This window comes from Mucilaginibacter sp. UYP27 (assembly GCF_040547175.1).
In the GTDB taxonomy this organism is placed as follows: Bacteria; Bacteroidota; Bacteroidia; order Sphingobacteriales; family Sphingobacteriaceae; genus Mucilaginibacter.
Genome location: NZ_JBEPPE010000001.1, coordinates 356,624 through 369,803 on the forward strand (window position 1 = coordinate 356,624; position 13,180 = coordinate 369,803).

Sequence of the window (13,180 nt, forward strand, 5' to 3'; positions counted from 1 at the left end):
ACTTTTGAAAAGTATATAAAATTAGTAGACTATTTTTATCATGATAAAAAAGATATTGTTCAGCGCGGTATTTGTCGCCGCGCTAACCCATATAACATCAGCACAAAACAAACTACAAACCGGATTGTGGCGGGGTGTTTTAAAAACTGCTACGGACAAAGAGATAGCGTTTAATTTTGATGTGACCAACGCCGGCGGCAAACAACAACTGGCTATAATAAACAGCACCGAGCATTTTAAGGTAACCGATGTTACCGGTAAAGGTGATTCGGTTTTTATAAAAATGCCGCTGTTTGATTCTGAATTTCGGTTGAAACAAACTGGCAACAATTTAACAGGCCACTACATAAGGCACTTAGGCGACCGTGATGTACCAATGGACTTTACCGCGACGGCCGGTACACCATGGCGCTTTTTTAAAACCCCTTCCAAAACAAATTATAATGTTGAAGGCCGCTGGAGCGCCATTATTGGCGACAGCACAGGCCGCGACACCACTGTTGGTGAGTTTAAGCAAACCGGCCAAAAGGTTACCGGCACCTTCCTGACCACAACAGGTGATTACCGCTTTCTGGAAGGCACTGTTAGCGGCGATAGCTTATACCTTTCCTGTTTTGATGGTGGGCACGCGTTTTTGTTCACCGCTAAGATCGCAAATGATAACACTCTTACCGGTGGCAAGTTTTTCTCCGGCTTAACAGGTACCGATGTTTGGACTGCAGTACGGAACGAGAATGCCAAACTGCCTGATGCTTATTCCCTATCCGCATTGAAACCCGGCTATAAAAAACTTGCCTTTACCTTTAAGGACCTGACCGGCACGCCAGTTTCGCTTGATGACGCGCGTTTGAAAAACAAGGTGGTTATTGTACAGATCATGGGGTCGTGGTGCCCTAACTGTATGGATGAAACGGCTTACATGGTCAACTATTACAAAAAGTATAAATCGCGCGGTGTAGAAGTGATAGGCCTGGCCTACGAACGTACTACCGATTTTGCCAAATCGCAAAAGGCATTGGCACAATTGAAAAACAGGTTTGATATCAAATACCCGATATTGATAACCGGATATACCAGCAACAAGGTAGAAACCGCTAAAAGCCTGCCTATGCTTACCAAAGTTGTAGGTTTCCCAACCACTATTATCATTGATAAAAAAGGCGACGTGCGTAAGATCCACACCGGCTTTAGCGGTCCGGGGACAGGCGAGCATTACACAGAGTTCATCAGCGAATTTGAAAAGCTGACTGATGATCTGTTGGCTGAGAAGTAATGGCCTCTCCCCGGCCCTCTCCGAAGGAGATGTGAGGTGAAAATACTTGTCATGCTGAACGTAGTGGAGTATCTAATCGCCGCCTTGCAAATTGGAAGGCACAGTTCATTTAAATCCTTCGCTATCGCTCGGGATGACAAATCAATTATTAATTCAAAAACAAACCCTCACTCACCTTTGGTATAATTCCTTTCTCCAGCGCTGTATCAAATAAAAGCTTTACTGCTTTCTTACCCTCTTCACCTAAATCAACCGAGAATTTATTTACGTAAAGATCTATGTGTTTGTACATCACTTCTTCGCTCATTTCCTGCGCATGCGAGCGGATGTACTCCAGCCCTGATTTGGGATTGGCGAAAGCAAACTCTACAGAGCTTTTGATCAACCTGTTTATTTTATGCTGAACATCCAATGGTAAGTCGCGGTTGGCAACAATACCGCCAAGCGGGATAGCGCAACCTGTGCGTTTCTCCCAGTAATCGCCCAGGTCGATGATCTTATGTAAACCTTTATCCTGGTAGGTAAAACGGTTTTCGTGGATGATAAGCCCAACATCTACACGGCCATCCAAAACAGCGTTCTCAATATCCGAGAAAACTAATTCATTTTTATTGACGGCGTCAGGGTAGGCAAGGCTCAGTAAGAAATTTGCAGTAGTGTATTTTCCGGGGATGCCTATCTTAACGGTATGATCGCCTGCTTCCAGTCTTGCTTTTAAATCTTCGGCGCTGCCTTTAGATATCAGCATGGGGCCAACACCAAAACCTAAGGCGCTGCCTGCGTCAAGCAAAACATATTTATCTGCAGCGTATGCAAAGGCGTGGTAACTTAGCTTGGTGATATCCAATTCGCCCCTAAAGGCTTTTTGGTTAAGGGTTTCCACATCATCATAAAATACTTCAAACTCCAGGCCTTCGGTATCAATTTTATGATGGATCAGCGCGTCGAAGATAAAGGTATCGTTAGGGCAAGGCGAAAAGCCGATGGTTAGTTTCATGGTGCTGACGTTTAAATGTTGTAAGGTTGGAATGTTGAAAGGTTAAAAGCAACGTATGAACATTACAATTTTTCAACCTTTAAACTTTCCAACAATCCCATCGCAAATGTATTCAGATTTTTAACGGCTAAACTTATCTGCCAAGCATCCCGGTTACGCTTTTCCACATAATTTGACACAGCCCTGATTTGCATACAAGGCACCCCCGCTTCCCGGCAGGCATACAAGAACGCTGCGCCCTCCATGCTTTCTATTTGCGGATTTAATCGTTGTTCTATTTGTTGGATAGAGGCTTGGTTTCCATGAACCGTGTTAACCGTGATGGCTTTGGCTTTTTTAATGTATTGGTCCTTAAAAATATTAGATAGTTGTTTAGTTGCCTTAAAAACACTTTCACCAAAACCCATCTCGGCTATTGGTAAAAACGTTTCGTCATCCTGCGCGCCGAGTTCGGCTATGGTGTCTTCGATTACTTCAACCAAGTCCCCAAGGGCAATGCTACGGTCAAAGCTGCCTGCAATACCCAGGTTTATAGCCAGGTCGTACTGTTTAGTTGCCAATTCGCGGCCCAAAGCAAAAGCGGTTGTTACCATGCCTACACCGGTTATGAGAAGTTGAATGTCGAGAGTTGAGTGTTTAAAGTTAGCGCCACTATTTTCACTTTCAACTTTCAACTTTAAACTTTCAACTTCAAAAGAAGTAGCCGCTACAAATAATATCCGCATAAAGGCCTAATTTTTGACAGCTAAGATAAAACAACTCGCCTGTTTTTGTTTTGTATATTTGCACCATTAATTGCTATGATGATACACATTACGCGCAAGGAACATTTCAACGCCGCACACCGCATGTACCGCGAGGAATGGAGCGCAGAGAAAAACAACGAGGTATTTGGCAAATGTGCCAACCAAAACTGGCACGGCCATAATTACAACCTGTTTGTAACCGTTAAAGGCGAAGTAACCCACGCAACCGGTTACCTGATGGATCTTAAAGACCTTAAGGTTATTATTAACGAATACGTTATTGAAAAGCTGGACCATAAGAACATCAATATGGATGTTGAATTTATGAAGGGCATAATGGCATCAACCGAATTGCTTTGCATTGGCATCTTCAACCAACTTAAAGGCCCTATCGAGGCTTACCCGGGCGTATTCCTGCACTCGGTAAAATTGTACGAAACAGAAAATAACTCTGCTGAATACTTTGGCGGATAAACCAAACCCATGACTGACCACGATAACATTCCCGACAGGGACGAGGGCATTAACGGCTATCAAAAAATTGACCGCTATAACCCTGATCTGATCCAAAACCTGTCGGCAAATTACCTTGACGTTTTAAAACAGATAGGTGAGAACCCCGAGCGCGAAGGCCTGCTTAAAACCCCCGAGCGTATAGCAAAAGCCATGCTTTACCTTACACACGGTTATGACCTGGATGCAAAAGAGATCCTGAATTCGGCCATGTTTAAGGAAGAGTACAGCCAAATGGTAATTGTAAAAGATATTGAGGTGTATTCCATGTGCGAGCATCACATGCTGCCATTTTTCGGTAAAGCGCACATTGCGTACATTCCTAACGGATATGTAGTGGGCCTAAGCAAAATCCCGAGGATAGTTGACGTTTTTGCCCGCAGGCTGCAGGTGCAAGAGCGTTTAACAAACGAAATTCGTGATTGCATCCAGGAAACCCTTAACCCTATAGGAGTTGGCGTGGTAATTGAGTGCAGGCACCTGTGCATGAGCATGCGCGGCGTACAAAAACAAAACTCGGTAACCACCACATCGGCATTTACCGGCGAGTTTTTGAAAGGCCAAACCAGAACAGAATTTTTAAACCTGATTTCTTCGAAATTAAGTTAATGCGAAGAGTGGGTTGATGAATGTGAAAACGCACTGATTACCCGCCTTTCGCATCTAATAAAAAGTACTATACAATGAAAGCATACATTTTTCCGGGCCAGGGTGCCCAGTTCCCTGGCATGGGTAAAGACCTTTACGAACAAAGCGAGCAAGCCCGCGAATTATTTGAACAAGCTAACCAAATTCTTGGGTTCCGCATTACCGATGTAATGTTTGATGGCACCGAGGAAGATCTTAAGCAAACCAACGTTACCCAACCCGCCATATTTCTGCACTCGGTAATATTGGCTAAAGTGTTACCTGATTTTGCACCGGATATGGTTGCAGGGCATTCACTGGGCGAATTTTCGTCATTAGTGGCCGCTGGCGCGTTATCATTTTCCGATGGTCTGCGTTTAGTGGCCGCTCGTGCAAATGCAATGCAAAAAGCTTGCGAGATACAGCCCGGTGCCATGGCAGCTATTTTAGCTTTAGATGATTTTACAGTAGAAGATATTTGCCAACGTTTAACAGACGTAGTTGTGCCTGCAAATTACAACTGCCCTGGTCAATTGGTAATATCCGGTACAGAGGCGGGTGTTGAAGCTGCTTGTATCAAAATGACCGAAGCAGGTGCCAAGCGTGCGCTTAAATTAAACGTGGGTGGTGCATTCCACTCGCCTTTAATGGAAGCCGCGCGCGTTGAACTGGAGGCTGCAATTGTAAATACCGAATTTAAAGAGCCCGTTTGCCCGGTGTATCAAAACATCGATGCAAAACCATATACAGATATTGAACATATAAAACATAATCTGATAGCGCAGTTAACCGGCCCTGTACGCTGGACACAAACCGTTGAGCACATGCTGGAAGATGGCGCTACCTCGTTTACCGAGGTTGGCCCGGGCAAGGTATTACAAGGCCTTGTTAAAAAGGTGAACCGCGAAGTTGCTACGGCAAGTGCCGTGATAGAATAGTTATAATAAGCCATGCTTTAGTTAACGGATGGCTTTATTTAAAGATGATTTAGAGTAGAATTAAAGTTTGAGCACCGCCGGGAAAATACGTGTATTATTGGGATTGTTATTTACAACATTGCTATTTACAGCAATAGTTGTAGAAGGCACATATACGCCCGATAATAATCTTTTACAAACGGCCAAATTATTAGAAAACAACCTGCATGGTAAAGAAACGCTAATTTATAATTCAATAAAGGATAAGCAGGTTTTTAACGAGATAAAGCAATTACGCAACACTCCTGCCAAAGGATTGCAGTATATTAACGAGTATACAATAGACAACGCTATTTGGATACTTGTTTATAAAAATGGAGAACTCGATTTTTGGACCGGTGCCAAAATTATACCCACCAATTTTAATAAGGTAAAAGAGGGTTGTTCGTTTATCAAACAACCAAACGGATATTACGAAACAATCAAAAAAACCGAGGGTAATACATCTGTTATATTCTTTATCCCGGTAAAAACCAGCTATCCATTCACAAACGAATACCTCGAAAATATCTTCGCTAAAGATCTTACTATTGATGACAATATAGCCATAGCAGATTTTACCGATAAGAATGTTTATGCCGTACACAATATTAATAACGTGTACCTGTTCTCGTTAAAACTCGTTAAAGGTGTTAACCACCGCTTTTTTTACATTGTAGCCGGCTTCTGGTTATTGGCCATCCTCACGCTTTTAATATTGGTAAATAACATAGCGATTTACCTCACCCAAAAAGGATATATATATTGGGCGTTATTGTTTATGGCGGGCTTTGCAGTACTGTTTAGGTTTGTAAACCTTTATTACGGCTGGCCAAACTTTACGCAGGAACTTTCGCTGTTTAGCCCTAAGCTGTATGCCTCGTCGCCAATATTCCGTTCCCTTGGCGATTTTTGTATCAACATATTATTTATGTGCTGGCTTGTTGTATTTGCCTACACGTATCGGCTCAGGCTCATGAGCAGGATACCGGGCAAAGCAGTAAGTTATGCAATACTTATTGGCAGTATACTTTTACTTATTGTTACATCCACTAACCTTTTAAGGGTGTATTATGGTTTGGTTCTCAACTCTACCATCAGTTTCGATGTAAATAACGTACTTAACCTTTCGGGTTTTAGTTTGCTGGGGGTGCTTATGCTCTGCTTTAGCTTTATGATGTTTGTATTGCTAAACGAGGTTATATTAACTTTTTGCTTTAAGTTGGATATCCCTGTTTTACAACAGTTACTTATCTTCTTATGCAGTATAATTATAGCTACGGCAATCACTGCTTTTTATTGGGAGTTTAGCTTGTTTTACCTGCTGTGGATGACAATGGTTGTTATAAGAGGCTACGCCTTTTTATATAGCGACAAAAAATTCACAGCCACATCTTTTTTAAGTATTGTATTAATATGCGCCGTTATCGCTTCAATAAAACTTAACCATTTTGAAGCCATTAAAGAACAGAACCTGCGCAAAGTACTAATACAAAGGCTTGAAGTGCCGGATGATGCCACTGCCGACGTATTGTTTAAGAAGATCGAGAAAGAAATTATTGTTGATCCATTATTAGTAAACTATTACAAAAAATCCGACCACACATCAGATTACCTGGAAACTCGCCTTCAAAAGATGTATTTTGACAGATACCTGTCCAAGTACGATTTTGAAGTACATGAGTACGACAACTTAGATCAACCTATCTCTGTTGATAAAAATTATTCGCTTGATGTATTTAAGGATATGGTGGTGTATAGTTCTTTTAAGGTGTCTACATATTTCTATCGCCAAAATGAATCCTTCGGCTTTCAAAGTTATTTTGCCATACTACCGGTAATGGATGGCACTAAAAAGCTGGGCACTATTGTGGTGGAACTTAAGTCAAAACCATTATTAGCCGCAGGCACCTTCCCCGATCTGCTAGTGGATAAAGAGGTAAAGGGCAGTGCCGATGAATTTAAAAATTATTCATTCGCGTTTTATACCGATAATACTCTTATTGGGCAAAGCGGTACTTATGTTTATAGCATCCGCAATAACGAGTTTAAAGGCCCGCTTAAAAAGTATATTATTCAAACCACCCAAAGCACCAAGCAGGATTTTGCCAATAAGTTTACAACTTACAGCCATTTACTGTACAAGCCGGCTAACCGTAACCTTATTGTTGTAACGCAAGAAAACAATGTCCTGCTCTCAACAATTACCGCGCTTACGTTTTTCTTTGTAGTGTTCCTGGCCTTTGGTGGCAGTATCATTCTCATTCGTTTAATATGGATCCGCGTTAAAATACTAAATGTAAATAACGACCGTATTAAGTGGACATTTAAATTTACGTTAGATAGGATACTTTATAAAACACGCATCCAGTTCTCCATGATATTTGCTGTGGTTATCACATTGATACTGGTTGGCATAATTACCTTCGTATCTATCAGCACACAGTACCAGGCCCAGCAAGAAAAGCTTATCCGGTCTAAAATAATGCAGATAGCCGCAGCTTTGGAGGACGGGCCAATTACTAATTACACAAGTAATATTACAGAAAACAGCAAGATACAATTTGATGATTTGGCCAACACTTACTCGGCCGATCTTAGCCTGTTTAACCTCGAGGGTAAACTGCTGATTACAACACAGCCCAAGATTTACGATTATGGCTTGCTTTGCCGCCAAATGAACGGGCGCGCATTTATCGCTTTAAATGGCATGCAAAAATCTGAGGTGGTAAGCGAAGAAAAGATAGGGTTATTGAAATATACCGCTGCCTATGCCCCTATCCGTAACGTTAAGCACCAAACCATTGCCTATCTGCAACTGCCCTACTTTGCAAACGTTGCTGATTATACCGAGCGCATTGGGTCGTTACTTAACATCATGATAAACGTTTATGCGCTGGTGTTTATAGCCATTGGTTTATTCGCAGTGATTATAGCCCGCCAGATTACCGCGCCGCTAAATTTTATCCAATACAACTTAAGTAAAACAATTTACGGTAAAAAGAACGAGCCTATTAAATGGGACCGAGACGATGAGATAGGCGCGTTGGTTAAAGAGTATAATAATATGATAGCCGCATTGGAGAACAGTGCCCAAAAACTTGCCCAGTCTGAACGTGAAACGGCTTGGCGCGAAATGGCAAAGCAGGTTGCGCACGAAATTAAAAACCCGTTAACGCCGCTTAAACTGGGTTTACAACTACTTGATAAATCATGGAGGGATAAAGACCCTAAATTTGACCAAAAGTTTGAGCGCTTCAGCAAATCGTTTGTGGAGCAAATTGAGAGTTTGTCGTCTATCGCATCAGAGTTTTCGGCATTTGCCAAAATGCCTGATACGCGAATAGAACGAATGGATATTTTTGAGATTTTTGGTAAAGCAGTCACCATTTTTAAACAGATGGATAATGTTACCATAGCCATGGAGCCGCCAACAACACCATTCTATATTGGTGCCGATCGCGACCAGATACTGCGTTGCTTTAACAACCTGCTTAAAAATGCTATTGAAGCAACCCCGCAAGAGCGTAACTGTGTTATCGATATTAATTACCTTGTTACCACTAAAAACATATTGCTTACCATAAAAGATAATGGTAATGGCATCCCGGAAAATATGCGCGAAAAGATCTTCGAGCCAAACTTCACTACCAAAAGTTCGGGCACCGGATTGGGCCTCGCATTCGTTAAAAACTCTATCGAAAATGCCAATGGTAAGGTATGGTTTGAAACTACCATTGATGTGGGCACCACTTTTTACTTAAGCTTTCCTGCGGATAGTTCGGAGACAGTATAATTACAGCCTTGTAATTTTAAGCGTGGCTAAGTGGCCGATTGCAGTTAGCCAACCGAATGTGTAAGCAATACCTTCGCTATCCTTTTCGGGCCCCGGCGTTCGGCGTGTAATTATGATACTACATCCATCGACATATTACAATATTTGAAGTTACGCACGCATGCGCCAGCAGGCATGGACAAAAAAGACCCGATTGCAAATGCAACCGGGTCTTTGAAGATGTAAATAATTCTTTATTTCAGTGTGATGCTGGTTTTACCCATAGTGTAACCATCCGCATATAAAAGCACAGTGTAAGTGCCCTTTTGGAACGGTACAGGATTTATCCAGTCGATAGTATAACCGCTACCATCATCCCTAAAGTCGATTGAAGTTTTGTAGGTAAATTGCAGATCCTGGCTATCGGCGCTGAATGTACCCGAATCGTTTTGGGTGATCAGGTTTCCAGTTGGGTCAATAATACGTACATACACGTCATGCAGACCTTTTTCGGCGACAGCATTAGTGGCGACAGTAAAGTTTATCTTAATTTTTTGCGCCTGTTTGGCTTTTGTAACGTCGCTTTCTTTACCGCTATTTTTTACCTTGTATGCAACAACATCGGCGGTGGCTACCTTAATGGCCGATGCTACCTTAACCTTGGTATCAAGTTCCTGGTTCTTTTGCTCAAGCGCTGTAGCCTTTTGGCTAACGGTGGCTAAATTGGTCTTTAAAGTATCCCGCTCGGTAGCTAAGGTCGAATTTTCCTTTTTAAGCTCTTCGATATCGGCAGTGTATTTGGTAACAAAATATCTCAATTGTTTAATATCCTCCTGGGCTTTGTTAAGCTCGGCAACAGTAAGTTTACCTTTGGCAAGTTCACTTCTTAACACACGGATCTTCACACGCAGCGAATCATTCTTTGCCTGCATAGCAACCGACATTTTTGATCTGCCCGCATTAACCTGCTCTATTTGCGCTTCAAGGCTGTCAAGCTCGGTTTGCAGCCTGGTTTTCTCATCATTTTGATAAACGATTTTCGTGTCCGACTTATTCTTTTGCGTATATAGGTAAACATCGGTACCTAATAATGCAACCACAACCGCTATCAAAAAGTAAATTACGTTCGAATTTTTTTTAGGCGCTTGGTTAGGCTGATTATCAAATGATTGGTATTCCATAGTAATTAGTTAAAGGTTATGATAATATAACAGGCCGGTAACCTGGTATAATTTATCTTACTTCTTATTTATAAATATAGGTAAAAACTAACACAACGCAGTAAAATTCGTGTTGTTTGTACGTATACAGGGCCGGGCTAAAATAAATACAATATCAATAAAACACAAAATAGCTGTAATTATTATACTAATACTAAAACAGCTTAGTTATGAGTTTATATCTTTGAGGCTTTAAAAATAAAACACGTACTTAATGCAATTCTACAGATACTTATTTATTACCGTTTTCTTTTCAATTATATGTTCCCTGTCAATTGCACAAAGCGTTACGCCAGAACTGGTTACCCAAACCCAGCCCAAGCGCGAATTTAGAGGTGTATGGATAGCCACCGTTGTAAACCTCGATTGGCCAACCAATGCCCGCGCTACTGCCGAAGCTCAAAAAAAAGACTTGCTAAACCAATTGAATTTTCATCAGCAGGCGGGTATCAATGCCATTATGTTCCAGGTAAGGCCGGCGGCCGATGCATTTTACGCTAAAAGCCGTGAGCCATGGTCAAAATATTTAACCGGCACCCAAGGCCGGGAACCCGGTTACGATCCTTTAGAATTTGCCACTACCGAAGCCCATAAGCGCGGCATGGAACTGCACGCCTGGTTTAACCCCTACCGTGCAACCTTTGATAATAAATTTTGGACCCTGGCACTTAATCATATCACCCGCACTAAACCCGAGTGGTTTTTTTATTACGATGGCATAAAATTATTTAACCCCGGTTTACCCGAGGTGCGCGAATACATTGTGCAGGTAATATTAGATGTGGTAAAAAACTACGATGTTGACGGCATTCACATGGACGATTACTTTTACCCCTACCCGGTAAGAGGCCAAGTAATAAACGACTTGGATGCTTTTAACAAATACGGCGAGGGCTTTGATAATATAAAAGATTGGCGCCGCGATAACGTTGATAAACTGGTGCACATGCTTACCGACAGCATCCACAAGTATAAACCAAATATGAAGTTCGGTATCAGTCCGTTTGGTATTTGGGCCAATAAAAGCCAGCACCCCGATGGTTCTGCCACCAATGGTGGTTCGTCATACATCGAAAACTTTGCCGATAGCCGCAAATGGATGCAGGAAGGCTGGATAGATTACATTAACCCGCAAATTTACTGGCACATTGGCAACCGCGCCGCATCATTTGATACCTTGTTAAACTGGTGGAGCAACAATACTTACAACAGGCATTTATACATTGGCCAGGGGCCATACCGCTTTTATGAGCAGCGCAGCCCCGCGTTTAAAAACCCATCTGAGATACCAAACCAGTTACGTTTGATCCGGGCTAACCCGAGAGTGCAGGGCAGTGTTTACTTTAGGTCGCAAACGTTGATGGCCAATGCTAATCATTTGGTAGATACTTTAAAGAAAGATTTTTACCGATACCCGGCCCTGCCGCCACCAATGCTATGGCGAGATTCGATCCCGCCGAATGCCCCGCAGGCTTTCACTGCTAAACCCGAAGCAAAGGGTATAATGCTGAGATGGCAGGCACCATTGCCCGCTGCGGATAATGAAACCGTTTATGGTTATGTGATTTACCGTTTCCAGGGAAATGAGAAATTTGACCTGGGCGATCCCAAAAACATCCTGCATATCCAATACGATACCGAGCCATTATATATGGATAGTAACGTCCAAAAAGGGCAAACCTATTTCTACGTTGTAACCGCGCTTGACAGGCTTAAGAACGAAAGCGACCGAACGCCAACTATGGCAATAACGTTGTAGTAAAATTTACTCCCCCATCACCCCCTTTCTGCTTCGCAAAGAGGGGGTTTGAATATTAATAACTTTTTTTTACCCTCTTTCCGCGCAGCGAAGAGAGGGTAGACGAGCGCAGCGATCCCGATAGCTACCGGGACGGGGTGAGTAAACCCGCCCTGCCTCGCTTACCCATCCTATCTCCAAAAAAATAAAATAATTTAAAATGTTTTTAAAGGTGGCTCGTCTTTATATTTAAACACATCATAAATTGACAGCAGCATCGATGCCCCAGGATAACAACAGCCATATCATACAAACCATTGCGTCGTATGGTAAAAGCCTGTTGGGATTTATCCGCAAGCGGGTAAAAAACGATGCCGATGCAGAGGACATCCTGCAGGATGTTTGGTATCAGTTTAGCAATGTGGTAAATGCCGGGCCTATAGAGCAAACCAGCGCGTGGTTGTACCGTGTGGCAAAAAACAGGATCATCGACAAGCATAAAAAACGTACCGAAACCTTGTTGGATGATATGTTGCCTGCCGCGGGTGATGACGAGGAAGATAATTTTGATTTTCAATCGATACTGCTTACCGAACCAACCACGCCCGAAACCACTTACCTGCGCAATCTTTTTTGGGACCAGCTTTTTATAGCGCTTGACGAGCTGCCCGAAAACCAACGCCAGGTATTTATTTGGCAGGAGCTTGACGATATGCCGTTTGAAGAGATAGCCCAAAAAACAGGCGAGAACATCAACACGCTTGTATCGCGTAAACGCTACGCAGTATTGCATCTGCGTAAGCGGTTAAAACAATTGTATAAAGAAATTACAGAATATTAAAAAAAGAAACAAAATGAAAAAGTTATTTTACGAACGCAGGTTCATATTTTTCCCCATAGGCATCGCAGCCATATTAGCTCTTGTTAGTTATGTAGTAATGCAGCTTTGGAACAACCTGCTACCCGATATTTTACACGTAACAACCATTACTTACTGGCAGGCCATGGGCATATTTGTGCTATGTAAAATACTATTTGGTTTTGGCGGGCCCAAAGGCCGGGGCGGGGGTGGCCCACCATGGATGCGCCGTAAGCAAATGATGGAAGAAAGGCTAAAAGACATGTCGCCGGAAGATCGTACACGTTTTAAGGAGCAAATGGAAAGCCGCTTTGCCTGGTGCAAACCACGCAACGAGCGTAAGGATTGGCGCGATGCCTGGAAAGACGAGCCGATTGCAGAAAAAGAATAAATGCCGGACCGAGGTGTGGGAAGCGAGGAGTAATCAATTTATAGCCGCTCCCCACACCGGAATCCCGCACCCCAATAACCTACAA

Annotated in this window: 11 protein-coding genes; 8 read left to right on the plus strand and 3 right to left on the minus strand. The window is 42.6% G+C overall.

Going from position 1 to position 13,180, the window contains the following annotated elements; translation table 11 throughout:
• Positions 1-40 precede the first annotated feature (40 nt).
• Positions 41-1,273 carry a TlpA disulfide reductase family protein gene (locus ABIB39_RS01515; RefSeq protein WP_354426831.1) on the plus strand — a complete coding sequence of 411 codons (1,233 nt, stop codon included), beginning with the start codon at positions 41-43 and terminating at the stop codon, positions 1,271-1,273.
• Positions 1,274-1,421: 148 nt separating this feature from the next.
• Here the strand turns inward: ABIB39_RS01515 and ABIB39_RS01520 are convergent, their stop codons facing one another.
• Together ABIB39_RS01520 and mqnB are read right to left on the minus strand one after the other, a co-directional pair.
• Entirely contained in the window at positions 1,422-2,270 is an 849-nt protein-coding gene (locus tag ABIB39_RS01520; protein WP_354426832.1) for a menaquinone biosynthesis family protein, read from the minus strand.
• A gap of 62 nt (positions 2,271-2,332) precedes the next feature.
• Positions 2,333-2,995 carry a futalosine hydrolase gene (gene mqnB, locus ABIB39_RS01525; protein WP_354426833.1) on the minus strand — a complete coding sequence of 221 codons (663 nt, stop codon included), beginning with the start codon at positions 2,993-2,995 and terminating at the stop codon, positions 2,333-2,335.
• 78 nt (positions 2,996-3,073) lie between these two features.
• Here mqnB and ABIB39_RS01530 point away from each other — a divergent pair, with 78 nt between their 5' ends.
• From ABIB39_RS01530 to ABIB39_RS01545, 4 genes are all read left to right on the plus strand, one after another.
• Positions 3,074-3,490, plus strand: a complete 417-nt coding sequence (locus ABIB39_RS01530) for a 6-pyruvoyl trahydropterin synthase family protein (RefSeq protein ID WP_354428784.1) — start codon at positions 3,074-3,076, stop codon at positions 3,488-3,490.
• Positions 3,491-3,499: 9 nt separating this feature from the next.
• The gene (gene folE, locus ABIB39_RS01535; protein ID WP_354426834.1) at positions 3,500-4,138 is read left to right on the plus strand and encodes a GTP cyclohydrolase I FolE; all 639 of its coding nucleotides are present in this window, start codon (positions 3,500-3,502) and stop codon (positions 4,136-4,138) included.
• A 74-nt stretch (positions 4,139-4,212) separates the two neighbouring features.
• The gene (gene fabD, locus ABIB39_RS01540) at positions 4,213-5,094 is read left to right on the plus strand and encodes an ACP S-malonyltransferase (protein ID WP_354426835.1); all 882 of its coding nucleotides are present in this window, start codon (positions 4,213-4,215) and stop codon (positions 5,092-5,094) included.
• 118 nt (positions 5,095-5,212) lie between these two features.
• Entirely contained in the window at positions 5,213-8,908 is a 3,696-nt protein-coding gene (locus ABIB39_RS01545; RefSeq protein WP_354426836.1) for a sensor histidine kinase, read from the plus strand.
• Positions 8,909-9,141: 233 nt separating this feature from the next.
• On the opposite strand, the gene ABIB39_RS01550 is transcribed toward ABIB39_RS01545, so the two are convergent.
• The gene (locus ABIB39_RS01550; RefSeq protein WP_354426837.1) at positions 9,142-10,068 is read right to left on the minus strand and encodes a DUF8428 domain-containing protein; all 927 of its coding nucleotides are present in this window, start codon (positions 10,066-10,068) and stop codon (positions 9,142-9,144) included.
• 253 nt (positions 10,069-10,321) lie between these two features.
• On the opposite strand from ABIB39_RS01550, the gene ABIB39_RS01555 reads away from it, so the two are divergent.
• The 3 genes from ABIB39_RS01555 (at position 10,322) to ABIB39_RS01565 (ending at position 13,095) form a co-directional block, all read left to right on the plus strand.
• Positions 10,322-11,866 (plus strand): glycoside hydrolase family 10-like protein, encoded by a 1,545-nt coding sequence (locus ABIB39_RS01555; RefSeq protein ID WP_354426838.1) that lies wholly within the window; start codon positions 10,322-10,324, stop codon positions 11,864-11,866.
• 244 nt (positions 11,867-12,110) lie between these two features.
• Entirely contained in the window at positions 12,111-12,686 is a 576-nt protein-coding gene (locus ABIB39_RS01560; RefSeq protein ID WP_354426839.1) for an RNA polymerase sigma factor, read from the plus strand.
• Between the two features lie 13 nt (positions 12,687-12,699).
• Positions 12,700-13,095, plus strand: coding sequence for a hypothetical protein (locus tag ABIB39_RS01565; protein WP_354426840.1), 396 nt, complete (start codon positions 12,700-12,702; stop codon positions 13,093-13,095).
• Positions 13,096-13,180: the final 85 nt, after the last annotated feature.

Bases quoted from the DNA above. Each gene is read 5' to 3' on its own strand.
- ABIB39_RS01520 (WP_354426832.1), bottom strand. From the start codon at position 2,270: ATGAAACTAACCATCGGCTTTTCGCCTTGCCCTAACGATACCTTTATC.
- ABIB39_RS01515 (WP_354426831.1), top strand. From the start codon at position 41: ATGATAAAAAAGATATTGTTCAGCGCGGTATTTGTCGCCGCGCTAACC.
- ABIB39_RS01565 (WP_354426840.1), top strand. From the start codon at position 12,700: ATGAAAAAGTTATTTTACGAACGCAGGTTCATATTTTTCCCCATAGGC.
- folE (WP_354426834.1), top strand. From the start codon at position 3,500: ATGACTGACCACGATAACATTCCCGACAGGGACGAGGGCATTAACGGC.
- ABIB39_RS01530 (WP_354428784.1), top strand. From the start codon at position 3,074: ATGATACACATTACGCGCAAGGAACATTTCAACGCCGCACACCGCATG.
- fabD (WP_354426835.1), top strand. From the start codon at position 4,213: ATGAAAGCATACATTTTTCCGGGCCAGGGTGCCCAGTTCCCTGGCATG.
- mqnB (WP_354426833.1), bottom strand. From the start codon at position 2,995: ATGCGGATATTATTTGTAGCGGCTACTTCTTTTGAAGTTGAAAGTTTA.
- ABIB39_RS01550 (WP_354426837.1), bottom strand. From the start codon at position 10,068: ATGGAATACCAATCATTTGATAATCAGCCTAACCAAGCGCCTAAAAAA.
- ABIB39_RS01555 (WP_354426838.1), top strand. From the start codon at position 10,322: ATGCAATTCTACAGATACTTATTTATTACCGTTTTCTTTTCAATTATA.